Source organism: Acinetobacter sp. ANC 4169 (assembly GCF_002135355.1).
GTDB lineage: Bacteria > Pseudomonadota > Gammaproteobacteria > Pseudomonadales > Moraxellaceae > Acinetobacter.
In genome coordinates this window covers 204208-230495 of record NZ_NEGE01000001.1, presented here as the reverse complement: position 1 = coordinate 230495, position 26288 = coordinate 204208, and the positions used below count along the sequence as shown (strand labels likewise).

At 44.0% G+C, this 26288-nt stretch carries 21 protein-coding genes; 15 read left to right on the top strand and 6 right to left on the bottom strand.

Annotation, left to right across the window (positions count from 1 at the left end; translation table 11 throughout):
- Window positions 1-78 precede the first annotated feature (78 nt).
- On the bottom strand, window positions 79-1599 hold the full coding sequence (locus B9T26_RS01080; protein WP_086197969.1) for an aldehyde dehydrogenase family protein: 1521 nt from the start codon (window positions 1597-1599) through the stop codon (window positions 79-81).
- Between the two features lie 202 nt (window positions 1600-1801).
- Here B9T26_RS01080 and B9T26_RS01075 point away from each other — a divergent pair, with 202 nt between their 5' ends.
- Window positions 1802-2983 (top strand): helix-turn-helix domain-containing protein, encoded by a 1182-nt coding sequence (locus B9T26_RS01075; RefSeq protein ID WP_086197968.1) that lies wholly within the window; start codon window positions 1802-1804, stop codon window positions 2981-2983.
- A gap of 25 nt (window positions 2984-3008) precedes the next feature.
- Here B9T26_RS01075 and B9T26_RS01070 read toward each other — a convergent pair whose 3' ends face one another.
- On the bottom strand, window positions 3009-3977 hold the full coding sequence (locus B9T26_RS01070) for an alpha/beta hydrolase (RefSeq protein WP_086197967.1): 969 nt from the start codon (window positions 3975-3977) through the stop codon (window positions 3009-3011).
- A 243-nt stretch (window positions 3978-4220) separates the two neighbouring features.
- Window positions 4221-5432, bottom strand: a complete 1212-nt coding sequence (gene mdh, locus B9T26_RS01065; RefSeq protein ID WP_086197966.1) for an iron-dependent methanol dehydrogenase — start codon at window positions 5430-5432, stop codon at window positions 4221-4223.
- Between the two features lie 378 nt (window positions 5433-5810).
- Here mdh and B9T26_RS01060 point away from each other — a divergent pair, with 378 nt between their 5' ends.
- Entirely contained in the window at window positions 5811-6086 is a 276-nt protein-coding gene (locus B9T26_RS01060) for a hypothetical protein (RefSeq protein ID WP_086175867.1), read from the top strand.
- A 135-nt stretch (window positions 6087-6221) separates the two neighbouring features.
- Here B9T26_RS01060 and B9T26_RS01055 read toward each other — a convergent pair whose 3' ends face one another.
- From B9T26_RS01055 to B9T26_RS01045, 3 genes are all read right to left on the bottom strand, one after another.
- On the bottom strand, window positions 6222-8300 hold the full coding sequence (locus tag B9T26_RS01055) for a TonB-dependent receptor plug domain-containing protein (RefSeq protein WP_086197965.1): 2079 nt from the start codon (window positions 8298-8300) through the stop codon (window positions 6222-6224).
- A gap of 186 nt (window positions 8301-8486) precedes the next feature.
- Window positions 8487-9482, bottom strand: coding sequence for an ABC transporter substrate-binding protein (locus B9T26_RS01050; RefSeq protein ID WP_086197964.1), 996 nt, complete (start codon window positions 9480-9482; stop codon window positions 8487-8489).
- Window positions 9483-9485: 3 nt separating this feature from the next.
- Window positions 9486-10073, bottom strand: a complete 588-nt coding sequence (locus tag B9T26_RS01045; RefSeq protein WP_086174364.1) for an ANTAR domain-containing response regulator — start codon at window positions 10071-10073, stop codon at window positions 9486-9488.
- A 449-nt stretch (window positions 10074-10522) separates the two neighbouring features.
- Here B9T26_RS01045 and B9T26_RS01040 point away from each other — a divergent pair, with 449 nt between their 5' ends.
- The 13 genes from B9T26_RS01040 (at window position 10523) to B9T26_RS00980 (ending at window position 26122) form a co-directional block, all read left to right on the top strand.
- A complete protein-coding gene (locus B9T26_RS01040) occupies window positions 10523-11863 on the top strand; it encodes an MFS transporter (RefSeq protein ID WP_086197963.1) in 1341 nt (446 codons plus the stop codon).
- Window positions 11864-11894: 31 nt separating this feature from the next.
- On the top strand, window positions 11895-14441 hold the full coding sequence (gene nirB, locus B9T26_RS01035; protein WP_086197962.1) for a nitrite reductase large subunit NirB: 2547 nt from the start codon (window positions 11895-11897) through the stop codon (window positions 14439-14441).
- 30 nt (window positions 14442-14471) lie between these two features.
- Window positions 14472-16082, top strand: a complete 1611-nt coding sequence (gene nirD, locus B9T26_RS01030; RefSeq protein WP_086197961.1) for a nitrite reductase small subunit NirD — start codon at window positions 14472-14474, stop codon at window positions 16080-16082.
- A 283-nt stretch (window positions 16083-16365) separates the two neighbouring features.
- Complete coding sequence (locus B9T26_RS01025) at window positions 16366-19146, top strand: nitrate reductase (protein WP_086197960.1); 2781 nt, start codon at window positions 16366-16368, stop codon at window positions 19144-19146.
- Window positions 19143-19769, top strand: a complete 627-nt coding sequence (locus tag B9T26_RS01020) for an NTP transferase domain-containing protein (protein ID WP_086197959.1) — start codon at window positions 19143-19145, stop codon at window positions 19767-19769. Before B9T26_RS01025 ends, B9T26_RS01020 begins: the two co-directional genes overlap by 4 nt.
- A gap of 133 nt (window positions 19770-19902) precedes the next feature.
- Complete coding sequence (gene moaA, locus B9T26_RS01015; RefSeq protein WP_086197958.1) at window positions 19903-20955, top strand: GTP 3',8-cyclase MoaA; 1053 nt, start codon at window positions 19903-19905, stop codon at window positions 20953-20955.
- Window position 20956: 1 nt separating this feature from the next.
- On the top strand, window positions 20957-21208 hold the full coding sequence (locus B9T26_RS01010) for a MoaD/ThiS family protein (protein WP_086197957.1): 252 nt from the start codon (window positions 20957-20959) through the stop codon (window positions 21206-21208).
- 1 nt (window position 21209) lies between these two features.
- Window positions 21210-21743 carry a molybdenum cofactor biosynthesis protein MoaE gene (locus B9T26_RS01005; protein WP_086197956.1) on the top strand — a complete coding sequence of 178 codons (534 nt, stop codon included), beginning with the start codon at window positions 21210-21212 and terminating at the stop codon, window positions 21741-21743.
- 84 nt (window positions 21744-21827) lie between these two features.
- On the top strand, window positions 21828-22751 hold the full coding sequence (gene moaCB / locus B9T26_RS01000; protein WP_086197955.1) for a bifunctional molybdenum cofactor biosynthesis protein MoaC/MoaB: 924 nt from the start codon (window positions 21828-21830) through the stop codon (window positions 22749-22751).
- Window positions 22748-23992: a molybdopterin molybdotransferase MoeA gene (locus B9T26_RS00995; RefSeq protein ID WP_086197954.1), complete on the top strand. Its 1245-nt coding sequence runs from the start codon at window positions 22748-22750 to the stop codon at window positions 23990-23992. The genes moaCB and B9T26_RS00995 overlap by 4 nt, the downstream gene beginning before the upstream one ends.
- 14 nt (window positions 23993-24006) lie before the next feature.
- On the top strand, window positions 24007-24768 hold the full coding sequence (gene modA, locus B9T26_RS00990) for a molybdate ABC transporter substrate-binding protein (protein WP_086197953.1): 762 nt from the start codon (window positions 24007-24009) through the stop codon (window positions 24766-24768).
- 27 nt (window positions 24769-24795) lie between these two features.
- Window positions 24796-25479 (top strand): molybdate ABC transporter permease subunit, encoded by a 684-nt coding sequence (gene modB / locus B9T26_RS00985; protein WP_086197952.1) that lies wholly within the window; start codon window positions 24796-24798, stop codon window positions 25477-25479.
- A gap of 1 nt (window position 25480) precedes the next feature.
- Window positions 25481-26122, top strand: coding sequence for an ATP-binding cassette domain-containing protein (locus B9T26_RS00980; RefSeq protein WP_086197951.1), 642 nt, complete (start codon window positions 25481-25483; stop codon window positions 26120-26122).
- The last annotated feature ends 166 nt before the right edge of the window (window positions 26123-26288 follow it).

Genomic DNA, 26288 nt, shown 5'->3' with positions numbered 1-26288 from the left:
TTTTCGGTTGTTTCTTTGCTATTTAAAGCAAAAAAGCGAACCGAAGTTCGCTTGTTTATGATTTATACAGATAGGTTTTTAGAAGAAGCCCATTGGTTTGGTTGCATAGCTTACCAACAAGTTTTTAGTCTGTTGATAATGATCAAGCATCATTTTGTGGTTTTCACGACCGATACCTGATTTTTTATATCCACCAAATGCGGCATGCGCAGGGTAGATGTGGTAACAGTTGGTCCATACCCGACCAGCCTGAATGGCACGACCGGCACGACCGGCACGATAAGAGGTATGTGCAGAGCGTGACCAGACTCCCGCACCTAAACCATAAATGGTGTCATTGGCAATTCGGATGGCATCATCAAAATCTTTAAAGGTGGTGACAGCAAGGACCGGCCCGAAAATTTCTTCCTGGAAAGTTCTCATGTCATTGGTGCCTTTGAAAATGGTCGGTTCAATATAGAAACCTTGACCTACTTCACAGCGTTCACCACCGCCAGTTAATATTTCCGCACCTTCTGCACGACCGGTTGCAATACAGCCCAAGATTTTATCTTGTTGCTCTTGCGATGCCTGAGCGCCAATCATGGTATCGGTATCTAGCGGATGGCCGGTTTTAATCCGTTTAACCCGCTCAACAGCTTTTTCCAGGAATTGATCTGCAATGCTTTCTTGAATTAAAGCACGAGAAGGACAGGTACAAATTTCCCCTTGATTGAGCGCAAACATGACAAAACCTTCAAGTGCTTTATCTAAAAAGTCATCGTCTTGTGCCATCACATCTTCAAAGAAAAGATTCGGTGATTTACCGCCAAGTTCAAGGGTGACCGGAATAATGTTTTCAGTGGCATATTGCATAATTTGCTGACCGACTGAAGTTGAACCGGTAAAGGCAATTTTGGCAATACGTGGATTGGTCGCCAGCGGACGGCCCACTTCAATACCATAACCATTGACAATGTTTAATACACCTTCAGGTAACAGGTCTTGAATGAGTTCAACCAGTACCAGAATACTGACCGGGGTTTGTTCAGCCGGTTTTAAAACGATGCAGTTACCCGCAGCCAATGCCGGTGCCAGTTTCCAGGTTGCCATTAAAATAGGGAAGTTCCAAGGAATAATTTGTCCCACCACGCCTAAAGGTTCATGAAAATGGTAGGCAATGGTATCTTCATCAATTTCTGAAATGCCGCCTTCCTGGGCACGGATACAACCGGCAAAATAGCGGAAATGGTCAATCGCCAAAGGAATATCTGCAGCCAGGGTTTCACGAACCGGTTTACCGTTATCCCAGGTTTCGGCCACGGCCAAAAGCTCCAGATTGGCTTCTAAACGGTCGGCAATTTTTAACAGGATATTGGAACGGGTGGTGGGAGAGGAAGCATTCCATTGTGCTTTAGCTTTATGTGCAGCATCGAGTGCCAGCTCAATATCTTCAACACTTGAACGCGGAACTTTGGTGAAGGCTTTGCCATCTACAGGAGAAATATTGTCAAAGTATTCTCCTTTTACCGGCGCTACCCATTGACCGCCAATGAAGTTTTCATATTGGGCTTTAAACTGAACTTTTGAACCGGGTTGATTAGGATCGACGTAACGCATATGTATTTTCCTTTGCTTATTTTAGTGTTGTAAACCGCATCTACAGCTTTGGTATAAGGTACTTTTGTACATTATTTGATTAGCATAGCTTGAATAAGGTTGGAGAAAGGTTGGAGACAAGAAGGTTTACAAACTTTTCAAACGGCCTTAAAAAATAACCATTACAGTGGATGTAAGTCATGAATTGTTGTGAGAATAAGGAATGATGAATAAGCAAAGTTTGATGCAAAAAAGGCTTAAAATTGATCAATTTAGGCAAAGTAGCAGTTTATCTCCCTTACATGCAGAACAGTTAGGCCAAAGTATTGCCAGCTCCTGGCAACGTTCGTCATCGGCTGAAATTCCCAAGGATCGTTTGGCTGCGCCGCTGGTTCATTTACAAAAAGATAACTATCCTTCTGCCTTGGCACATGCGGTGCAACATTGTGCGCAAGATTTAAAACATATTGCAGAACAATCCTCTATGGTGCTTGCTGTGGGGGATATAGGCAGCACCATTATCTGGACGGCATCGAGCCCACAAATGCAGAGTGCAGCAGAAAGTGTGCATTTTATTGAAGGCGGGCAATGGCGCGAGGAACTGGTGGGAACCAATGCTCTGGCTTTATCGTTAAAAACCCAGCAATCCAGTTGCGTGTTTTCCAATGAACATTACATGCCTTCAATTCATGATTGGGTCTGCTATGCTGCCCCGATTATTGATCCCTACTCAAAACAGGTTTTGGGGGTGATTGACCTGTCGACCACTTGGCAAAAACACAACAGTTTGGGACTGCTGGCTGCGGAACGCTGTGCCTCGATTATTCAATCTGCATTACTTGAATATCAAAAGCAGCGATTGTTTATCCGGGCTTTTTCCGTGCCGCAAGTGTTGTTTAATGGCAAGGTTCTGGTGCTGACGCCACGACAGATTGAAATTTTGACCATTCTGGCTTTATGTCCGCAAGGTTTAAGCCTGGATAATCTACATCAGGCTTTATATGGTGAGCGAAAAGTCAGTATAGGCACATTAAAAGCGGAAATGTCACAATTACGTGATGTACTGGGCGGTATGCTGGGTTCCAGACCTTATCGGTTGTTGGCCCATGTCGAGGCTGACTTTTTACTCACCGAACAGTCTTTAGATGCCGGATATATCGATTCCGCCTTAAAACTATGCACCGGCATATTTTTAGCCAAAACCGAAAGTCCATTTTTATGTGCCTGGCGCGATTGTCTGGAATCGCGTTTAAGTAATGCCATTTTTAAAGCCAATGAAACCGACGTTTTACTTAAACATGTGGCACATTTTCCTGAAGCGATTGATGCCGTTGAGCGCTTGATTGAGCTGATGCCCAGAACTCATCCCGTGCATCAAACCTTGCTTAAATATAAAGATAATTAATACCAATATTGCTGCATCATTATCTTTATAAACCTTTCAGATTTAGCCATTCAAACAGCTGTTGATAGACATTTTCGCGTACCGATTTTTCAGACAGCACCAAGTCATGTAAGCCATTTTTTATTTCACTGAGGGTGACATCACCTTTAATTTTTTTTGCATATTTGTCTATATGTTTGACATCCAGAATTACATCACTGGTTTGCGCATATTTATGCCATTTTTTCGGATTTTTGGTTTGGTGTGAATGCATGACTAAGGCAGGGACATTTAATGTCACTCCTTGATGAATTTCTTTTTGTGCTTCAAAAATTGCCCTTACAAAACTCAGGCGTACCAAAGGGTAGGAAGGTGGTTTCCAGTCCAGATTAAAGTACCATTCGCCATGGAAATTTTTATGCAGGCTGGGGGTATACCATTTATTCAGATTGCTGGGTATTTTTAAATCCGGACAAATTTTGCCGACCCGGCTTAAATTGGGAAGGCCGAGCTTTTTCTTGATCGGATTCATGTTGAAGTCATAAAAGGGGCTATTGACCCAGAGTGCCTTAATTAAAGGATGATCAGGGTGATGTGCAGCATATAAAGTGGTGGTGAGTCCGCCTGTCGAATGGCCAGAGAGCAGAACGGCATCATGGCCTTCAGCGGCAATAATGTTTAAAGCTTCAGTAATTTCGGCATCGTATTCGGCAATTTCACGTACGTTATAATATTTTTGATGAGGCAGAATCGAGCGGCCATATTTACGTAAATCGAGTGCATAAAAGTCAAAACCATGCTGGTTAAACAATTCTGCCATTTCGGTTTGAAAAAAATAATCAATAAAACCATGAATATATAATACGGCTTTGTTTGTGGCTTGCGCTGCTTTTTTTCGGATTAAAGTTGCAGTAACTTGTCCTTCATAATCATCGGGGAAATTTAAAGTGGCCTGTTCATAGCCTGTACCTAATACATCCAACTGATAAAGGGGAAGGGTGCTGCCATTGCTCATTTTTATACTCATTTAGAATCATCTGTTTTTTTCTTATCCTTCCTGATGAGCAGTGATTTGTCAAATTGAATTATTTTTATAAAAAAAGAAGCAACCGCAGTTCTTTATCCTGTAATAAAAGGAACAGGATAAACCAAGAAAGTGTACCGGATACTTTTTCTTGGCGCACTTCATGACGAAGTGCAAACCTTGGTTGCTAAAAGTGTAAGTCAAAAGATAGGAGAGAAGACTTACATTGGAGTCTTATATCGCTGCTTTAAAATCGACTACCGATGCATTGGATTTCAAAGCTGCCTTAAAGATATCGACCACTTGTGCATGTGTAGCTTTACGTGGGTTAGTCAGCATGCAGGCATCTTTTTGTGCATTTTCTGACATGATGCCTAAATCAGCTTCTTTTACACCCAATTCGGCTAAACCTGCTGGAATGCCAATTGAAGCTGAAAGTTGACGAATAGCCTGGATGGCTTCATAGGCAGCTTCAGTGATGCTCAGTCCTTGGGTATTAACCCCCATCAACTGGGCAATTTTGGCATAACGGTCCGGGCAGGCAATCAGGTTAAACTCGCATACATGTGGAAGTAATACGGCATTACATACCCCGTGTGGCAAGTTGTAGAAACCGCCCAGCTGATGCGCCATTGCATGGACATAACCGAGTGATGCATTGTTAAAGGCCATGCCGGCAAGATATTGCGCATAGCTCATGGCATCACGCGCTTCCAGATTATCACCATTGGCAACCGCAGGGCTGAGCCACTCGCTAATCATGCTAATAGCTTTTTCTGCACAGGCATCGGTAATGGGATTGGCTGCAGTGGAAACATAGGCTTCAACGGCATGCGTCAAAGCATCCATGCCTGTTGCAGCAGTTAAGGCTGCAGGTTTGGCCAGCATTAATTTAGGGTCATCAATGGCAATCAGCGGGGTACAACGCCAATCGACAATGGCCATTTTTACATGGGTTTCGGTATTGGTAATGATACAGAAGCGTGTCATTTCCGATGCGGTACCTGCTGTGGTGTTAATCGCAATCAGTGGTGTCATCGGTACGGTGCTTTTATCAATCCCTTCATAATCACGGATATGACCACCGCCAGCAGTGACCAGACCAATCCCTTTGGCGCAGTCATGCGATGAACCGCCACCTAGGGACACAATAAAGTCACAAGCATATTCGTTATAAGCCTGAACGCCGTTATGTACATTAATATCCGTGGGATTCGGTTCTGCACCCGGGAAAATATGACTGTCTACGCCAGCATCTTTTAAGTAAGCTGCAATGTTATCTGCAACACCAAATTTGAACAGACCGGCATCAGTCACAATTAAGGCTTTTTTAGCCCCTAAATTTTGTGCCTTCGCGCCAATTTCTTTGGCACAGCCCGGACCGAAAAGTGAGACACAGGGAATATAAAAACCGTTGGTTTGATCTGCAATATTTTTAAAAGCCATGGTGCGATTCCTTCTACCATTCATTGTATTATCGGTGACCCTCACCGTCACTTGAGTATTCAATGAAGCTTGAAAAAATCCCACCTACCAAAAACCTACCATTATAAGTTTCTAAATTTTATATATTTTTTCATGCCTAGATTGTGAAAATTCAAATATAAAATTAAAATGGATAAAGGGGTTGGAATTACATTTAATGAGTGATACAACTTTTAATGTAAGAGATAATCTAAAAAACCATTTTTTAGGGATAAAAAAGGATTAACAGCAAATCTGCAAGGGTTATATCGGTATTTTGCTGATCGCAATGGATTATCTATTACTGAACACGCAATATTCTATTTGTATGATTGTTATATGAAATTTTAGGGGGTGTGTATGGAAGCTGCACAAAAAAAAGATGTCACATTATTGCATGCCATACATAAAATTTTACTGCAGGAATGGGATCCCTTGGGGATTTGTTGTAATCCGTCCATGCGGGATGAATATGAGGATTATTTACCAAAAATTTTTAACATGCTGAATGAAAATGCAAGTGAGTCGGAAATTTTTGATTATTTATGGCGCATTGAACATAAGGTGATGGAACAAAAGGGCAATAAACAGCATACCTTAAGAATTGCAAGTCTGCTTAAAGCCTTGCTTGTTTAACATTTACCTTGAATGGGGCGATGGGTAGTTCATTCAAAGATTCATTTTTTATTAACTCAATCAGAAACAAGCCGAGATACAACAAATAACGTATTATAAAAAACCGGTGTCTGGCACCGGTTTTTACATTTTAGTTTAGAATTTCTTTTCTACACTGAGGAGTACACTTGGAATGGCCTGATTCACCCGTGATTCATACAGGCTTCCATCGGACTGATTGTTCAAGCGCTCTTTATAATCGGTGCTGAAAATATTGCGCGCACTCAGGGTAGTTGCCCAGTCATCATTAAAGCGTTTGGTCACACTGATATCCATATTCACCCGTTCATTGCTGGTACGGTCATAAGGCTGGTTATCTAGGGCACGGGTAAATTCAGGAACATAGTTCAGATTCACACTGCTGGAAAGGCGCCAAGGCTGATAGTTATAAGACAAGCCGGCACTTGCGGTATAAGGCGCCACATCACTGGCTAAACGTTTTTGATGATTGGCATCTTCAATTTTTGCACGTACCGTCGACAGTTGCCCATTCAACATAAATGAATGGCCATTTTCAGTTTGTTTTAATGCATAACGACCAGCAATTTCAACACCATAAGTGGTGGCATTGTCCTGGTTTTGTGGGCGTTCCACAAAACGGGTGCCTTCCTGACGAATCACTTTCTCGATGTAATCCTCAATTTCACGTTGGTATGCCGTGATATTGATGCCGCCTGCCGGGGTGTTATAACCCAGGGTAGACTCAAAGGCGGTAATTTTTTCCGGACGTAAATTTGGATTGCCGCCACGGTCAGGGTTATTCAGGCTGCCGGCATCGCTGTCGGTAGAAACAGAAACCGTAGGTAATAGCTGGTCTGTTTTGGGACTGCGGAACGCCTGGCTGATATTGGTTTGTAATGACCAATGATCGTCAAAATCAAAGCGATGTGCCAAAACAGGGCTAAAGTGCTGGTCACTATAATCCACCAGTCCGGAACGGTTAATCCATTCCTGACGCGCACCCAAGGTTACGGTTTGCCGGTCGCTAAACTTCCAGCTACCTTCTGTATATAAGGCATAACGTTGTTCATCGAGTGTATTGCTAATATTGCTCTCAAGCTCACTGGAACGAATATCGCTACCAAACTTCAGTTGCTTGCGTTCATCAAATTTACGCACACCATCATAAGCCACACCATATTCATTCACGGTTTCATCGGTGTAGCTGCTAAAGGCAGGGGAACGTGTTGATTCAGTTTCATTCTGCTGTTCTACAGAAAGACGAATCTTGTCCGAATTGCCCTTGTCCTTGCGTTCATAACGGGTATTTAAACGGATACTGTCATTCTTGTCATTTTGAGTCTGATCGCCACGGCTACCATCACTTTCATTATTGCGATAGAACACTTCGGCAACCAGTTTTTGCTGGTCATCTAGCTGGTACTCTACACGTGGTGCCAGCATTTGCGACTTGCGTTCAGTGATGCGCTTTTGTTCGCGGGTTTCGCTGCTGGTTTGGGTCTGGGTGATCGAAGTCGTGTCATTCCACATCTGGTTGGCAGACATGCTGTATAACCAGGCATTATCACGACCATCGGCCTGAATACTGATATTTTTACGCTGTTCTTCTTTTTGATCCGATTTTGCCAAACCATATCCTGCACGGACGGTTCCGCTGATGCGGGCATTGTCCAGCGGTTCTTTTAGAATAATATTAATGACCGCAGAAGAGGCCACAGAGGCCTGAGCAACACTCGGCTGTTTGATAATTTCAATCCGTTCAATCATGTCTGGCGTAATGCTGTCGACGACCGACATGCCACCACGTGGGCCGCCTTGAACCGGTTCGCCATTGATTAAGAATACCGGGGCACCGCCGCCACGAAAACGCATAGCTGAAGCACCGCCACCACCGCGTGGACCTTGTCCTGGAGTGGGCATTTGAAAACCGGCTGCACGACGCAAGGCATCATTCACGGACTGATCACCAAATTGCAGCATTTCTTCCCGGGTGACAATGGTTTTGGCTACTGCACTGATATCCGGGTCTTTGGCTTGAGCCGGGGCAGCTTGAAACTTTAGGGTAGCCAGGGTTTGTACTGGTGCGGTTTGGGCCGCAGTGCTGTCTGTTGTGGTTGTATCTGTTGTGCTATCAGCAGCCCAAGTTGGGGACATAAAAGTAAACAAAGCACAACTTAATGCGCTTAATTTCCAACGCGGTTGTATGCGTTTCATTATTGAATGTTCCGTATGTTGTTTTGTGCGTAAGATAACGTAAAAATGTGGAGAAAAATTGTGGAAAATCGCGCAAATAAAAATAAAAGATAAAAATCCGATAATAGCGATAAAATAATCAAAATGAATGGCTTAGCCCCAGTGTTTGGTCAATTTTTATATCGCTGGGGCAATACTGATGTTGGTCTATTTTTGCAAAGATAAAATACAGTTCTGGCTGATCTGATCAATGTTTTGCTGATTCAGGCTAATGTGATCCCATTTCAGCATTTGCTGAATCAGCCAGTGAAAATCTGCCAGCTTTGGCAACGATGATTCAATGACAAAGTTACGGATAATATTCTGGATAGAATGGAATTTTTTCACATGGATGCTTTCAGAACATTGGAACTGAACAATATTAAAGTCAATCAGCATTTTCCAGACTTCGGTATAGTCCTCCAGCGTTTGCAATTCTTGCTGTGCTTTTTCAATCGCAGCCACTAAAGAGCGATGCGTATGAGGATGCTGTGTTGCCCAGTCGGCCGTGACGGCCAGTACCTTGTCTGCAACCTTGGGAATTATATCCTGACTGCTGGCCACAATCTGGCTGATGCCCAACAGTTCTCCTTGAGTGTTCCAGGGTTCCCCGACACAGAAACCATCAATCACGTGATTGCTTAAGGCTTCCACCATATACGGAGGTGGAAGGGTGGTCAGTTTGATTTTTTGGGCCACCTCAGCATTGGCAAGGGCTAACCATTCTCTTAAACAATAATGATGAATGGACTGCTTAAACACATGCGCCAGTTGAATCGTTTGCTGTGCCTGTATGGCGGAGACAATTTTTTCTGCCGATTGTTGGGCATTATCTTGCGCTGAAATGTGCAGGTCGAAACATAATTTCTGACTTAAACTGATAAAGGCGCGGTTATGACTGAGCACCAATGCCGTTTGTAAGGGAATGCCCAGCTGGTCTTCACCTAACGCTGCGGCAGGAAGCATGGCAGACAGGCAATGTGCTGCATCCAGAAAGCCAAAGGCCAGCCGGTCTCTTAAACTTGCCCATGAGGCTTCCTTGACTAAAGTCACCTCCAGACCAAGCTCTGCAAAAAAGCCGCGCTGTTTGGCCCAAAGGATAGCCACACAGTCAAGCAAAGGAATATAGCCAATCTGGATTTGGGTTTTTTCTAAATCTGTCATGGGCTAATCCTTGAATTGGTTTTGTAACAGTTGTTGGGCATCCAGTAAACGCCGTGCCATTTCTCCAATGGTCATGCGATGGCTCATGGCATTTTTTCTGAGTAATTGAAATGCCTGATCTTCAGTGAGGGAATGCAATTGCATCATCAGTACTTTGGCTTGATCTACCACTTTACGGTCAGCCAGTTTATTTTTGGTCTCTTCCAGATCATCCAGTAATTTTTTATGTTTTTTATACTGGGCAATTGAAATTTCCAAAATGTTTTGCAGTTTGGCCGGATCAATCCCGTCCACGATATACGCGGTGACCCCGGCATCAATGGCACTTTTAATGGTGTCTTTATGACTGTTTTTAGTAAACAGCACGGTGGGTAAGTCGAACTGGCTGACACAACTTTCAATAATGTCGCGGTGGGGATGATCCATGTCCAGCAAAATCACATCTGCATGTAACTGTTCTAAACGGAACAGGCTTAAATGGTCGATGGTCAGGCAGGCAACCACCTCGAAATGATGTTCGATCAGGGAAGCTTTTATATAGTTGGCACGTTCTTGATCGTCATCAATCAGTGCAATTTTTAGTTTTGGCATATTGAGCTAAATACCATCTAAGCAGAGCCAGAGAAATTTCTATCTAATCGAAAGCAATTTAGATGCCAAAATTAATAAAACTCTATTTTTTTTATAAGAATCAGACATAAAACTTGAATCTCACAGCATATTGCACTGTCTTGATGCAAAAATGCGCTACGAGGAAGCACAAGTGCAGTTGCTGTGAATACTCATTTTGTTGTTCAGTAGGGCTGATGAAGCAACTGGTTTGCGAAAAAAATGGCAAAAATTAAATAAAAATCGTTAAAAAATAATAATTTAAAGATATTTAATAATTGTTGGCACATTCGTTGCTTAATCTCTACTGAGTCAAAGACGACTCTAAAAAATTTGTAAGACGGCCAACGATGTCCGTTCTGATCGAATCTGCTATGCAGCTATCCTCATAACAGATAACCCAATACGTTCAGTTCAGGAAGGAGAAGCTTATGTCTTCAAATTTATATGAAAAAAAGGCAACAAAAATAAGTCTTTTTAGTTTTAACAGCGCAGCGATGAGAGCCTTCCACATGAGTTGGCTCGCTTTTTTTGTCTGTTTCTTTGCATGGTTTGCCTGTGCGCCCCTGATGCCGGTCATTGCAGGTGAATTTCATCTTACTAAAGATCAAATCGCCAATATCAATATTGCCGCAGTCGCCATTACCATTATTGTCCGGCTGATTGTAGGGCCTTTGTGTGACAAATACGGTCCACGCAAAACTTATACCGCATTATTAATCATCGGCAGTATTCCTGTATTTGGTGTGGCCTCTGCCAACAGCTATGAATCTTTCTTATTTTTCCGTTTATTGATTGGTGCGATTGGTGCCAGCTTTGTTATCACCCAATATCACACCAGTATCATGTTCGCACCGAATGTAGTCGGTACGGCCAATGCTGCATCGGCAGGTTGGGGTAACGCCGGTGGTGGTGCAACACAAGCATTGATGCCGTTAATGCTTGGCGCGATTGTCATGTTTGGTGTTGAGCAAGCGATGGGCTGGAGAATTGCCCTGATTGTTCCAGGTGTGATGATGCTGATTGTCGGTGCGCTTTACTGGAAATTCACTCAAGACTGTCCACAAGGCAACTTTAAGGAACTTCGTGCGCAAGGCATTCAAGTCGGTAGCGATAAAAAAGGCGGTATGGCAATTCTGATGCATGCTGCGCGCAACTACCGTGTCTGGATTCTGTTTGGTGCCTATGCTGCTTGTTTCGGTATCGAAATCTTCATTCATAACATCGTGGCGATGTACTACGTCGAACATTTCAGCTTTGGCCTGAAAGAAGCAGGACTGGCTGCCGGGATCTTTGGTTTACTCGCACTATTTGCCCGTGCTTTAGGTGGAATTGTTTCTGACAAAGTGGCAACCAAAAAAGGTCTGGATGGTCGTACCAAAGTGCTGTTTACCATGATCTTGATGGAAGGTTTGTTCCTGATCGTATTCTCACAAATGAACAGCGCAATGCTGGCGATTTTAACCATGACTATCTTTGCCTTATTCACCCATATGGCTTGTGGTGCAACCTATGCACTGGTGCCATTTATTGACCGTGATGCTTTGGGTGGCGTAGCAGGCATTATTGGTGCAGGCGGTAACGTCGGTGCAGTCGCTGCAGGTTTCTTGTTGAAAGGCATGCTGGATATTCAAACCTGTTTGATGGCTCTTGGCGGCTTGGTGGTGATTGCAGCAAGTTTTGTTCTGGTGATCCGCTTCTCGGTTGAACATAAAGAGAAGGAACAAAAACTGTATGAACAAGCAGTGCTTGAACGAAACAACATGGCTTAAATCAATAGATTAAAAGAATAGGAGAAGCAATATGAAACTGGTAATGATTGGCCATGGCATGGTAGGACACAAATTTATTGAATCCGTACTTGAACATGCAGGTGATGAAGTTGAAATTACCATCTTGGCAGAAGAACCACGTTTAGCCTATGACCGTGTTCATTTAACCGAATATTTCACCGGTAAATCAGCCAAAGACCTCACACTTTGCCGTGCAGATTTTGCTGATGCTTATGGGATTGATCTGCGTTTAAGTACCAAGGCAACTGCCATTGATAGCTTAAATAAAACAGTCACGACCAATCATGGTGATGTACTTGCTTATGACAAACTGGTGCTTGCAACGGGTTCATATGCTTTTGTTCCTCCTATTCCAGGTAATGAGCGTGAAAACTGTTTTGTTTACCGCACCATTGAAGATCTGGATGCCATTCGTGCAGCCAGCTTGAATGCCAAGACTGGTGTGGTGATTGGCGGTGGTCTGTTAGGTCTTGAAGCTGCTAAAGCACTGCGTGACCTGGACTTGGAAACCCATGTGGTGGAATTTGCACCTCGCTTAATGGCAGTGCAAATTGATGACCTGGGTGGCAAGGTTTTACGTGCAAAAATCGAAAATCTGGGTGTAAAAGTTCATACCCAAAAAGCCACTCAATGCATCGAAGCAGGTGAAAATACGACCCATGTGATGAAGTTTGGCGATGGTTCTGAACTTGAAACCGATATCGTTTTATTCTCTGCGGGTATTCGCCCACGTGATGAATTGGCACGTCAAAGTGGTCTGGCGCTTGGTGAGCGTGGCGGTATCGTGATCAATGATTATTGCCAAACTTCAGATGCAGACATTTACGCGATTGGTGAATGTGCGCTTTGGCAAAATAAAATCTACGGTTTGGTTGCACCGGGCTATGACATGGCGCGTATTGCAGCAAAACATGTGATGAATCAAGCCTGCAATTCATTTGCCGGCGCGGATATGAGTACCAAGCTGAAACTGATGGGTGTTGATGTGGCATCGGTGGGTGATGCGCATGCCATGACCCCGAATGCGCTCAGCTATTTCTATGCCGATGAAGATGCCATGATCTATAAAAAGATTGTGGTGAATGCGGAAAAAACCAAACTCCTCGGTGCAGTGCTGGTGGGCTGTGCCAAAGAATATAATGACCTGCTGCAAATGATGCTGAATGGATTGGAAATTCCAGAAAATCCTGAAAGCCTGATTATGCCGGGTTATGCACAATCTACAGCCAAAGCCAGTGGCAGCGGTGTCGATTTATTGCCTGACAGTGCAACCATCTGTTCATGTAATAACGTTTCTAAGGCCGATATTTGCAGTGCGATTGCAGACGGTTCAACTTCACTTGGTGCACTAAAAAAATGCACCAAAGCTGCAACTGCCTGTGGTGGCTGTGCGCCTTTAGTTACGCAAGTATTGAAGTCTGAATTGCAACGCCAAGGGGTGACCGTCAACAACCACTTATGTGAGCATTTTGCCTATTCACGCCAAGAGCTATATCACCTAGTGCGGGTCAATGAAATCAAAACTTTTGATGATCTGATCGGGCAGCATGGCCATGGCCTAGGCTGTGATATCTGTAAACCTACCGTTGCGAATATTTTGGCATCTTGCTGGAATGACTTTGTATTAAAGCCAAGCCATGCAGGTCTGCAAGACAGCAATGACTATTATCTGGGTAATATCCAAAAAGACGGTTCTTACTCGATCGTGCCTCGTATGGCAGGCGGTGAGGTCACGCCAGATGGCTTAATTGCCATCGGTCAAATTGCCAAAGAATATGGCTTATATACCAAACTCACAGGTGGGCAACGTGTCGACATGTTTGGTGCGCAAGTCCATCAATTGCCTGAAATCTGGGAAAAACTGATCAATGCCGGTTTTGAATCGGGTCATGCTTACGGTAAGTCTTTACGTACCGTGAAATCGTGTGTCGGTAGTACCTGGTGCCGTTATGGCGTAGATGATTCGGTGGGTTTGGCGATTTTCCTGGAAAACCGCTACAAGGGCTTGCGTTCTCCTCACAAACTGAAAATGGCGGTGTCTGGCTGTACCCGTGAATGTGCCGAGGCACAAGGAAAGGATGTCGGTGTTATTGCGACTGAAAAAGGCTGGAACTTATATGTATGCGGTAATGGTGGTATGAAACCGCGTCATGCGGAACTGCTGGCTTCTGATCTGGATACCCAAACTTTAATCCGTTATATCGACCGTTTCTTTATGTTCTATATCCAAACTGCAGATCGCCTGCAACGTACTTCGGTATGGCGTGACAATCTGGAAGGTGGTCTGGACTATCTTAAAGCCGTGGTGGTTGAAGATTCTTTAGGCATCGCTGCTGAACTGGAACGCCGTATGGAGCATGTCGTCGGCACCTATCAGGATGAATGGCGTACTGCTGTGGAAGATCCTGAAGTGCGTAAACGCTTCGTCACCTTTATTAATGCTAAAGCTGAAAAGCAAAATGATCCGCATATTCAGTTTGCTGCTGAACGTGGACAAATTCGCCCAAAAACTGCGGCGGAACGTGATGCAAGCCGTATCCCTGTGGTAGAAGCCTAAGCATTTTCAGGAAAATAAAGGAGAATAAATATGACAATTTTAAAAGAAATGAATGAGCTGGATTGGGTCGAAGTGTGTAGTCTGGATGACATTACGCCCAATACCGGGGTAGGTGCATTGATCAACGATCAACAAATTGCGCTGTTCCGTGTCGGCAATGAAAAACGGGTTTATGCTTTAAGTAATCAGGATCCTTTTAGCCAGGCCTTTGTGATGTCACGCGGAATTGTGGGTGATTTGCAAGGTGAGCGTGTTGTTGCCTCTCCAATCTATAAACAGCATTTCAGTCTGGCAACTGGGCGCTGCCTGGAAGATAAAGACCAAAAGCTGCTGGTATTTCCAAGCAAAATTGAACACGGCAAAGTCTGGGTTCATCCAACGCCGCAAAAAACCTATATTACCAACAATGGCACCACTCAGGAAAAGATGAAACTGGTGCTGGTGGGTAATGGTCTGGCAGGTATGCGTTGTCTGGAAGATTTACTGGATATGGCGCCTGAGCGTTATGAAGTGACCGTGATTGGTGAAGAACCTTGGGGCAACTATAACCGCATCATGCTCTCGCCAGTCCTGTCAGGTGATAAAACCATTGATGACATTATGCTGCATCCACATGCCTGGTATGCAGAGAAGGGTATTCGCTTTATTGCCGGCGATGCTGCGGTAAAAATTGACCGTCCCCGTAAGCAGGTCTATACCGAAAAAGGCTTAGTGGTGGATTATGACCGTTTGATTCTGGCGACTGGTTCCAAACCGTTTGTTCCGCCGATTCCTGGTAGTGACTTAAAAGGTGTGCTCAGTTTCCGTGACATTTACGATGTCAACACCATGCTGGATTACTGCAAATCTAAACAGAATGCAGTGGTGATTGGTGGTGGTCTGCTTGGGCTTGAAGCAGCTTATGGTCTGAAACAACGTGGCATGAATGTGACGGTTTTACATTTGATGGACCGGATTATGGAACGTCAATTGGACAGTCGAGCAAGCAGCTTGTTAAGACAAAGTATTGAAGCGAAGGGCATCAATATCATTACTCAAGCCAATACAGAACAATTGATTGGCGAAGACGGTCATGTGACCCACATTAAACTTAAAGATGGCACGTTGTTAGAGGCTGATCTGGTGGTCTTTGCCGTCGGTATTCGTCCGAATATGGCCTTGGCACAAAGTGCCGGCTTGCGTTGTAACCGTGGCGTGATGGTGAATGACACCATGCAAACCTTTGACCCAAGTATTTATGCGGTGGGTGAATGTATTGAACACCGTAACCAAACCTTTGGTCTGGTTGAACCACTTTGGGGTCAAGCCTTCATTTGTGCATCACATTTGGCAGAGCATGGCAGCCTGACCTTTAAGGCACCGACGGTTCCCACCCAGCTCAAGGTCAGTGGCTGTGATGTATTTTCAGCTGGAAGTTTTGAACCTCAAGATGATTATGAAGACATTATTTTGAATGATGAAAAGCGTCAAATTTATAAACGCATTATTATTCAAAAAGATAAAGTCATTGGTGCAGTGCTGTTTGGTGATACTGAAGATGGTGCATGGTATGCGGAACTCATTGCAGATCAAACACCAATTTCAAATATTCGTAATAAATTGCTCTTTGGTAAAGATTTTGCATTAAAGAAAGCAGGTTAATAAAAATCCATTTTGTACTGTAAGAAACAGGATACGCGGAAACGTCATCCGCAACTGTTTGAGGCAGGACGAAATATGAAAACTCATGTTTCTGCGAACTTTTTGATAAATGACGGATGTGAACGAGTTTTGCGGATGACAATGGTTTTGCCTACTTTTCCCAAAAGAAAAGTAGGTCGAACCGAAGGTTAATCCAGAAAAATGAGTTCTATTGAAAAGACACCGTTGTAATGAATCTATTTGAAATGAATCAAATTGTATATTTCAAAACTAAGGAGCGATCATGAATAGTATCCCTGTGATGGAACTGCATAGCTCCACAGAAATAAATACGAAAATCACCAATACCACCTGTCCCTATTGTGGCGTGGGCTGTGGTGTGACTGCACATGTCACCCAAACGCCACTGGGTCAAAAAGTTACCGTTGAAGGGGATATTAATCATCCTTCCAACTACGGCAAGCTGTGCATTAAAGGCAGTAATCTGGCGGATACCTTGGGGCTGGAAACCCGTGTGCTTGAACCGATGATGGGGCGACACACAGAACGTCAGACTAGCAATTGGGACACGGCTATTTCAAGTATTGCCAATAAATTTCAGCAATGTATCGACCAATACGGTCGTGACAGCATTGCATTTTATGTCTCGGGACAATTGCTGACCGAAGACTATTATGTGGTGAATAAATTTGTTAAAGGTTATTTGGGCACTGCCAATATCGATACCAATTCACGACTCTGCATGTCATCAGCGGTTGCTGCACACAAACGTGCCTTTGGTGAAGATATCGTTCCAGCCAGCTATGCAGATTTTGAACATACCGAAATGGTGGTCTTGGTGGGTTCAAATACCGCATGGTGTCATCCGGTGCTGTATCAACGCATCATGAAAGCCAAAGAGCAACGTGATCTGTTTGTGGTGGTGATTGACCCGCGTTTTACCAGTACCTGTGAGGCTGCGGATTTACACTTGCCGATCTTACCGGGACAAGATGTCGCTCTATTTAATGGCCTATTACAATATTTATTTAAAAATGGTCATGCAGACCAAGATTTTATTGCTGCACATACTCAAGGTTTAGAACAAGCTTTAGCACAAAGCCAAAGCGAAGCATCGCTTGAAAATGTTGCTGAACGTACCGGTATTTCCATAGAAAAACTGCACATGTTCTATGAAAAATTTGCCCAAACTGAAAAAGTCATGAGCCTGTTTTCCATGGGGGTGAATCAATCCTCCCAAGGGGTGAACAAGGCCAATAGCATTACCAATTGTCATTTACTCACCGGGAAAATTGGCAAGCTGGGTGCTGCACCATTTTCCATGACCGGTCAGCCGAATGCGATGGGCGGTCGTGAAGTGGGTGGTTTGGCGAATATGCTGGCAGCGCATTTAGAACTGGAAAATGCGAGCCATCAACAGCTGGTACAAAACTTCTGGCAAAGTCCCTATATTGCCAAGCAAGCGGGTTTCAAGGCGGTCGATTTATTCCATGCAGTTGAAAGCGGCAAGATTAAGGCCATCTGGATTATGGCCACCAATCCGGTAGTGAGTTTGCCCGATGCAGATCAGGTGAAACGTGCCCTGGAAAAATGTGAATTTGTGGTGGTGTCCGACATTTGCCAGGACACCGATACCACGCAATATGCCGATGTGCTGTTACCGGCTTTAGGGTGGGGAGAGAAAGACGGTACAGTGACCAATTCGGAACGCCGCATTTCCAGACAGCGTGCATTTTTAGATGAGCCAGAACAGGCGAAAGCGGATTGGTGGGCCATCAGTCAGGTCGCAAAAAAATTAGGTTTCAATGGCTTTGATTTTAAAAATAGTCATGAAATTTTCCTGGAACATGCGCAATTGTCGGCTGAACAAAACTCAGACTTGGCTCATCGCGATGAAGTGGAAAATTTCCGTTATTTCAATCTAAGCGGTTTAAGCGATTTAAATGCAGCTGAATATGATGAACTGCAACCGGTGCAATGGCCGGTCTGGAACAAAGATCAGGCAGATGGCTCTGTAGCTCGACTTTATCCTCAAGGTCAGTTTAGTCATGCTGATGCTAAAGCCAAATTTATTGCTATTTCGGCGGTAAATCCGGTTCATCAAACTTGTAATGAATTTCCACTGGTTTTGAATACCGGACGGATTCGTGACCAGTGGCACACCATGAGCCGTACCGGCTTATCTGCCAATTTAGCTAGCCATCGCGCCGAGCCGTATTGTGAAATTCATCCGCATGATGCCTTGAAATATGGGGTGAAAGATGGCGAGTTGGTAGAAGTCAAATCGAAATGGGGCAATTGTGTACTTCGTGCCACGGTGAGTGACAACATTCGCCGTGGACAAGTCTTTGCACCGATTCACTGGAATGATCAGGTCGCATCGGATGCGCGGATTGGCAAAGTAGTTAATCCGGTGGTAGATGCCATATCCGGTGAGCCTGAATTTAAGCATACCCCGGTGATCATTCACCCATTTTATAGCCAGTGGCAAGGCGTATTTTATGTGCGTCAGGGCTTTGAAAAGGTCGTGCAATCTTCCATTCAGAACACGGTGTGGTGGACCAAAATCACCAGCGCCAAAGCCGTACGTTATGAACTGGCAGACCGTAAAAAATTTACCCAGACCACTGAACAGTTAAAAGAGCTGTTGCCGTTTCAGGATGAAAGTTTTGAATGGCTGAACGTTGAAGATCAAACTGCGCATATCAGTCACACTGTGGTGTTGAAGGATGGGCACTTGATTGCCAGCCTGTATATTGCACCAAAGGCTTTATTGCCAGAACGCGACTGGGTCGCAAGCCTGTTTAAGCGTGAACGTTTAAGTGCCATGCACCGTAAAGCCTTATTGGCTGGACAACCCATGTCGATGGCCAACAATGAAGGTCCACTGGTCTGTAGCTGTTTTAAAGTCGGTAAAAATCGCATTATTGAAACGATTAAAGAGAAAAATATCAGCGATGAAAAACAGGTCACTGCATGCTTAAAAGCGGGCGGTAACTGCGGTTCATGTTTGCCTGAAATTCGTGGCCTGATCAAGGCTTGTCAGATGGAGGCGGTGGAATGAGAAGGAAATTGAAACTTTCGGCTTATCCCAGCACCGATCTGGTGATTCTAGCGGGTGGACAGGCAAAACGGATGAATGGCATCAATAAACTGTTGCAGCAATTTGATGATCAAATCCAGCTCATCAAAATACATCAACAGCTAAAATCTGATGTTGCACAGATATGGATCAATAGCCATCGCGATTATTCCATTTATCAAAAAATCATTCCCAGCATTCATTGCTATCAGGATGATGACAGTGGATTTTTAGGTCCGCTGATGGGAATGAAAAGTGCCTGGTCACATGTACAGGCCGATTATGTGCTGTTCATACCCTGTGATGTGACCTTTATTCCTTCGAAAGTAGTTCTCAAACTGCATCAGGCTTTGAGCAAAAATCCGCTGGCAGAAGTGGCTTATGTCGAAATTAATGGTACGGCCCTGTATCCATTTTGTCTGGTCAAGCGCAGCAGCTTAAGCAGCTTTGCCATGCGTCTTGAGCAAAAACAGCGCAGTTTAAAGCACTGTTTTGCCGATTTGCACGCTCAAGTGGCACATTTTGAAAATAATGCCCTGTTTTTTCACAGTATTAACTCGCTGGATGAGCTGCAGCAGTATCAGCAACTTAAATTTTTGCACTGAAACTGAATATTTTGTCTTTGGCACAAAGTTGGAATACTTATTGCAAATCTAATCCTAACAAGATTGGGTGATTTGGATCTTGCGCACAACATCTGTGCAATGACAACAAGATGCCTGAAGATGGATGTTCAACATGAATATGATGACAGAACTTGAAACCGATGCGCGATTTGTCGATCAGTTTGGTCGCAGCAAGCGCAAATTGCGAATTTCAGTAACCGATCGCTGTAACTTTAAGTGTGTCTATTGCATGCCGGAACATCCAGAATGGATGAAAAAACACGACTTGCTCAGTTTTGAAGAGCTTTATCATTTTTGTGCTTTTATGGTGCGTCGTGGCATCGAATCAATTCGCATTACCGGGGGAGAGCCTTTAATGCGTCAAGGGGTAGTGCATTTTGTGGCACAACTGCAAAACCTGAAGCAGTTGGGACTGAAACGCATTTCCATGACCACAAATGCACATTATCTCAAACAATATGCACAGGCTTTAAAACAGGCTGGACTGGATGATTTAAACATCAGTCTGGATAGTCTGGATGCTACCCAGTTTAAACAACTCACGCAAAAAGATTTAAACCCTGTACTTGACGGAATCCGTGCAGCACAACAGGCTGGTTTGCCGATCAAGATCAATAGCGTATTGATGAACGGCATCAATGACAATCAGATTTTGCCGTTGGCACGCTGGTCAGTTAAGCAAAATATCCAGCTACGTTTTATTGAATTTATGCCCCTGGACGGTGAGCGTAAATGGTCAACTGCACATGTGGTCAGTGAACAGCAAATTTTAGATACCCTAAGCACTGAATTTGTCGTAACCAGCCAAGAGCAGCATGCAGCTCAGTCAACTTCCGATCCAGCACGACACTATTTTATTGATGGTCATGCTATAGGCATGATTTCCACCATCACCAATTCCTTTTGTGGAACTTGCGATCGGCTGCGTTTAACCGCACAAGGCGAATTCTATAACTGCCTGTTTGCACCGCAAGGTTTGCAGCTAAAAACTGAAATTAAAGCGCTGGCTGCATCTGAGCCCCTGAGTGAGGTGAGCTTGCATAGCGCATTATTTAACTACATCTGGCATAAAGAACAAGGCTTTCACGCCATAGAGCAAGGTTTAAAAAATCAAAGTATGGATAAAAGCAGCCGCAAAATCAGTATGCATATGCTTGGAGGTTAAAATGCCACAGATCAAAATTCAAATTGAAGCCTTCGGTGCGGTAGAACGACAGTTACCGCAAGACCTCGAAATTATTTGCAAATCCCAAAGTACCGTGTCTGAAGTCTTGGCGCAAGTTGGACAAGATTATCCGGCAGCTTTTGCCATGATTGAACGCTGTGCCTGCGCCATCGGAGAAGACATTATTCCACGTCAAACCCAGCTTAATGCAAATAGTACGCTCGTGCTGTTGTCTCCAGTGGCCGGAGGTTGAAATGACAGTATTGAAAACATTTTCCAGAGTTCAGGATACCGCCTTAACCCTAGACAGCTTTGATCAGATTCAGCAGTTTCCTGAATGCGGTGGCATTGGAGTGTTTATCGGCACTGTACGCAATCATCATGAAGGTAAAGCGGTTAAAGCGCTGAAATATACCGCTTATGCACCTGTGGCGGAAAAAATGATTCGTCAGATTGAGCAGGAGATTCAAGCCAAATATGCTGTGTCCTATGTACGGGTGATTCACCGGATTGGTGCTTTGGATATAGGTGAAAAAGCCATTATTGCCATTGCTTATGCCGCACATCGCAGGGAAGCCTTTGCCGCATGTGAAGAAGCTGTAGAGCGGGTAAAACATGAAGTTCCGGTGTGGAAAGAGGAATTTTACATGGATGGCAGCAGTCAATATGTAGAAGGCTGCTGTATCCGTAAAGATACAGCACAGCAGGAGCCTGCACCTCATCATGCAGATAAACCATATACAGATAAACAAGCTGCACACGCTGATCATGCACATTGTCATCATTAAAGCCAGATTAATCTACTTATTGAACCAGATTAGATATCAGTCAACAGCAATATTTAAAGTAAAAATGAATTCAGGAAATATGCAATGAAAAATGTCGGGATGAAAGCAGAGAGTTATCGGACTGCAGTAGCTACGGGAATTCTGCACGCACCGCCACATTGCATTGAATTGCTCCGTAATGGCAATACTGAAAAAGGTGATGCACTGAAGACTGCACGTATTGCGGGAATTTTAGCGGCCAAACGTACCGATGAGCTGATTCCGCTGTGTCATCCATTACCGATTTACCGTGCCGACGTTGAATATGAGCTGTTTGATGCGCATGTCGAGATTATTGCCACGGTGGAAACCATTGGTCCTACGGGTGTGGAAATGGAAGCCTTGACTGCAGTCAGTCTGGCTGGTTTAACGCTATATGACATGCTTAAACCGCATTGTGAGCCGGAAGACCTATGTCTGGATCAGGTTAAATTACAAAAGAAAAAAGGCGGCAAGTCCCATTTTACCCGTGCCTTAAAAGAAGCGCTGCCAGCTTCTATCATTGTACTGTCAGATACCGTGGCTTCAGGCAAAAAGCCGGATACGGCAGGACAAAATGTGCTGGAAATTTTACAGGAAGCCAATTTTAGCAATATTGCCTATCAAGTGATTCCGGATAGCCCTGAACAGTTGCTGGCACTGATTGAACAGCAAAAAAATGACTATCCGCTGATTCTAACCGTAGGTGGAACAGGGCTGGGGCCAAAAGATTTAACCGTGGAAACCATTCAGCCTTTATTAAAACGTGAAATTCCCGGACTGATGGAAGCTTCACGTAGTTTTGGGCAAAAACGTACGCCTTATGCTGCCTTAAGTCGCGGTGTAGCCGGTTATATTGATAACAGTCTGGTGATGACTTTGCCGGGTAGTCGTCAGGGGGCAAAAGAATCTTTAATTGCCGTGCTACCAGCCTTGGTACATTTATTCGATGTGCAAAACAATATTCCACATCAAGGCGGCTATCAATGAATAGTCTAATGTCTGGAGGATGCGGAGCAGAGCATGGCCTGATTACGGTAGATCAGGCCTTGAACTTAATTTTGCAGAAGAGCAAAAGCCTCGCCACGGAAAGTCTTGGCCTAAATCGGGCTCTAAACCGCTATTTAGCGCAGGATGTATATTCCGCCATCAACCTGCCTCTATTTTCCCAAAGTGCGGTAGATGGCTATGCGCTGTGTGCCCAGTCTGCAATTGAGCCGCATAGCGAATTTAAACTGATCGGTGAAATTCGGGCAGGGCAACAGGATGAGCTGCAACTCCAAGCCGGGCAGGCAGTGCGGATTTTTACCGGTGCCCAAATTCCATGTGGAACCACAACTGTGGCTCGTCAGGAAATTGTGAAAGTACTTGATTCAAGCAAAATTGCAATCACTGAAAGCTTAAACGTCCATGCCGATATTCGCGATGTGGGTGAAGAAATTTCGATAGGACAACAGTTGGCCCATAAGGGGCAGCAACTTTCTGTAGGTGCAATTGCATCCCTAAGTATGGCCGGTATTCAAAGTGTTGAAGTTTTTCAATATCCCAAAGTAGCTGTAGTGATTACTGGAGATGAAGTCGCGGAAAGTATCGCAGACTTTGTAACAGGCAAGATTTTCGATGCCAATGGACCATTAATAGAAGCGTGGTTTCAGAAAGAAGGGCAGCAGGTTGAAATTTTCCATGTAGCTGATACTGAAGATGCGGTTAAGGCTTTAATACAAAAATTATCGCAAAGTTATGATCTGATTTTGACCACGGGCGGAGTATCGGTTGGAGATTATGATTTTATTCGTCCGGTTGCGCTCGATTTAGGCTTTGAACAAGTGTTCTGGAAAGTGAAACAGAAACCGGGCAAGCCGATGTTCTTTGCAGATTTAATACGCGATGATCAGACACATTGTTATTTGCTCGGACTTCCGGGTAATCCGGCAGCAGTCTATGTGGGCATGCAAATTTATACCGCAACTTTACTCAATGCCTTGCAAGGGCAAAAGCAGTCACCACAGTGGTTTAGTGCGGTACTAAGCCAGGATGTGAAAATGGACAGCCGAGAGCGCTTTTTAAGAATGTCCGCCAGTTTTGATCAAGCAGTTTTAACAGTAAAAAGTCTGTCCAAACAGCAGTCGCATATGCTGAGCAATTTAATGCAGGCCAATTGTCTGGTACGGATTCCTGCCGGTCAAAGCATGCTCGAAGGTCAAATTGTACACGGTTTGTTCATTCACTGATCAGGAAAAAACATATGAAAAAAACGCTATTTTTATCTTTATGTTTAAGCATGACATTTTCGGCTGCTCATGCAGGGACAGTAAAAGTCTATGCAGCGGCCAGTCTGACCAATGCCATGACCGATATAGCCAACATCTACCAAGCCAAACATCCACAAACTAAAATTGTTTCCGTATTTGGCGCATCCTCTGCCTTGGCAAAACAGCAACAGGCAGGAGCCAGCAGTGATGTATTCTTTTCGGCCGATCAGGACTGGATGAATTATCTGGTACAGAACAACGTGGTGAATGCGGCTTCGGTGCGTCCTGTATTGTTTAATCAACTGGTGGCCATCAGTCCAAAAAATTTAAATATTCGCTTTAAGCCACAGGCCAATTTTAATTTTGCACAAGCGTTTAAAGGACATCTCTGTACGGGACAAATGGAATCGGTTCCTGTAGGTAAATATGCCAAACAGAGTCTGATTAAACTGAACTGGTTGAATGGCTTAAATGGCCGTATTGTCGGTACGGATGATGTACGCTCGGCTTTGGCTTTTGTTGAACGTGGTGAATGTGAGGTCGGGATTGTTTATAAAACCGATGCCTTGATTAGCCAGAAAGTGAAAATTATTGGTATTTTCCCGGCAAACTCACATAGCCCGATCGCGTATCCTCTCGCTTTGACCAAACAAGGTGAACAGAATAAAGAGGCAGCACCATTTGAACAGTTTGTGAAAAAAAGCGCTCAGGCCAAAGCAGTATTTAAAAAATATGGTTTTAGCCTGAAATCTTAGGCAGATCACGGGGGAAATGGCTGAAATATGTTAAGTCCGGAAGAACTGAGTGCACTTTATTTATCAGCCAAAGTGGCCAGCTTTGCAACCTTGTTTTGCTTGCCTTTTGCAATAGGATTGGCCTGGGTTTTGGCACGGCATGAATTTCGGCTCAAGTTTCTGGTAGAAGCATTTTTACAGTTACCGATGGTACTTCCACCTGTAGTGCTGGGTTATTTGCTGCTGGTGCTGTTTGGCAATCAGGGCATCATTGGAAAATGTCTGCACACCCTTGGCATACAGCTAGCTTTTAACTGGAAAGGGGCAGTATTGGCATCGATGATTGTGGCATTTCCCCTTATGGTGCAACCGATTCGGCTTTCCTTTCAGCTGATGAATCAGCAGCTGGAACAGATTGCCGGTTCGCTGGGAGCAGTGCCGTGGAGAGTATTTTTCAGTATTAACTTACCTTTGGCTATTCCCGGAATAGTGATTGGCAGCATTTTATGTTTTAGCCGCAGCTTGGGGGAGTTTGGCGCGACCATTACCTTTGTTGGGAACATTCCAGATGAGACCCGAACCATTCCAATCGCGATTTATTCCTTGCTACAACAACCCAATGGTGAAGATATGGCGATGCGACTGGTGGCTTTATCCCTTATTTTGGCTTTTAGCGCCTTAATTGCCAATTATTTTATTCTGCAAAAATATCAACGCAAATTGGGAGCTTGAAATGTTGAAATGTGCATTTCAATATCAACAAGATAATTGCCTGTTGAATATTGAACTGGAGATGCAGCAGTCACTTTTGGGCATTGTCGGTGCTTCTGGTAGTGGCAAGAGCACTTTATTAAAAAATATTGTGGGATTATTAAAGCCCACTCAGGGTTATATCCAGTTTAATCAGCATATTTTGGTCGATACCCGGCAAAACATTCAGGTGCCGATGCATCAACGTAAAATCGCTTTGATTTTTCAGCAGGCTTTGCTATTTCCGCATCTGAATGTAAAACAGAATTTGTGCTATGCAGAAAAAATGCTGGCTGCATCGGAACGAAAATTCCAGTTTGATGACATTGTAGCGTTGTTGGAATTAAAATCCCTGCTTCAACGTAAAGCACATCAGCTTTCAGGAGGCGAGGCGCAACGCGTCTCGATAGGTCGGGCACTGTTATCTTCACCAAATCTATTGCTGCTGGATGAACCGCTCACCGGATTAGATAGCAAATTAAAACAGCAGATTTTACCTTTTTTAAAAAGGATGAAAGATGAGCTGGATGTGCCGATGATCTATGTCACACATCATAAAGAAGAACTGGAATATCTAGAGGCTGAAACTTTACAGCTTAGCCAAGGGCAGTTACGACCTCGATAAATTACTGTCCCATAATTTTTACTAAAGGTATTACATTTTCTATTTTTTGAATTGCATAGGGATTTAGCTGTAAATACCAATACCCGCATAGCCTCAATTTTCCTGTAAAAAAGAAAACTATTTGTGTAGGCGAGATCCTACTTTTGCAAGGCCAAAAGTAGGCAAA

Bases quoted from the DNA above. Each gene is read 5' to 3' on its own strand.
- B9T26_RS01040 (WP_086197963.1), top strand. From the start codon at position 10,523: ATGTCTTCAAATTTATATGAAAAAAAGGCAACAAAAATAAGTCTTTTT.
- modA (WP_086197953.1), top strand. From the start codon at position 24,007: ATGAAAAAAACGCTATTTTTATCTTTATGTTTAAGCATGACATTTTCG.
- B9T26_RS01045 (WP_086174364.1), bottom strand. From the start codon at position 10,073: ATGCCAAAACTAAAAATTGCACTGATTGATGACGATCAAGAACGTGCC.
- nirB (WP_086197962.1), top strand. From the start codon at position 11,895: ATGAAACTGGTAATGATTGGCCATGGCATGGTAGGACACAAATTTATT.
- moaCB (WP_086197955.1), top strand. From the start codon at position 21,828: ATGAAAAATGTCGGGATGAAAGCAGAGAGTTATCGGACTGCAGTAGCT.
- B9T26_RS01060 (WP_086175867.1), top strand. From the start codon at position 5,811: ATGGAAGCTGCACAAAAAAAAGATGTCACATTATTGCATGCCATACAT.
- B9T26_RS00980 (WP_086197951.1), top strand. From the start codon at position 25,481: ATGTTGAAATGTGCATTTCAATATCAACAAGATAATTGCCTGTTGAAT.
- modB (WP_086197952.1), top strand. From the start codon at position 24,796: ATGTTAAGTCCGGAAGAACTGAGTGCACTTTATTTATCAGCCAAAGTG.
- moaA (WP_086197958.1), top strand. From the start codon at position 19,903: ATGAATATGATGACAGAACTTGAAACCGATGCGCGATTTGTCGATCAG.
- mdh (WP_086197966.1), bottom strand. From the start codon at position 5,432: ATGGCTTTTAAAAATATTGCAGATCAAACCAACGGTTTTTATATTCCC.
- B9T26_RS01080 (WP_086197969.1), bottom strand. From the start codon at position 1,599: ATGCGTTACGTCGATCCTAATCAACCCGGTTCAAAAGTTCAGTTTAAA.
- B9T26_RS01005 (WP_086197956.1), top strand. From the start codon at position 21,210: ATGACAGTATTGAAAACATTTTCCAGAGTTCAGGATACCGCCTTAACC.
- B9T26_RS01025 (WP_086197960.1), top strand. From the start codon at position 16,366: ATGAATAGTATCCCTGTGATGGAACTGCATAGCTCCACAGAAATAAAT.
- B9T26_RS01070 (WP_086197967.1), bottom strand. From the start codon at position 3,977: ATGAGCAATGGCAGCACCCTTCCCCTTTATCAGTTGGATGTATTAGGT.
- B9T26_RS01050 (WP_086197964.1), bottom strand. From the start codon at position 9,482: ATGACAGATTTAGAAAAAACCCAAATCCAGATTGGCTATATTCCTTTG.
- nirD (WP_086197961.1), top strand. From the start codon at position 14,472: ATGACAATTTTAAAAGAAATGAATGAGCTGGATTGGGTCGAAGTGTGT.
- B9T26_RS01010 (WP_086197957.1), top strand. From the start codon at position 20,957: ATGCCACAGATCAAAATTCAAATTGAAGCCTTCGGTGCGGTAGAACGA.
- B9T26_RS01075 (WP_086197968.1), top strand. From the start codon at position 1,802: ATGATGAATAAGCAAAGTTTGATGCAAAAAAGGCTTAAAATTGATCAA.
- B9T26_RS01020 (WP_086197959.1), top strand. From the start codon at position 19,143: ATGAGAAGGAAATTGAAACTTTCGGCTTATCCCAGCACCGATCTGGTG.
- B9T26_RS01055 (WP_086197965.1), bottom strand. From the start codon at position 8,300: ATGAAACGCATACAACCGCGTTGGAAATTAAGCGCATTAAGTTGTGCT.
- B9T26_RS00995 (WP_086197954.1), top strand. From the start codon at position 22,748: ATGAATAGTCTAATGTCTGGAGGATGCGGAGCAGAGCATGGCCTGATT.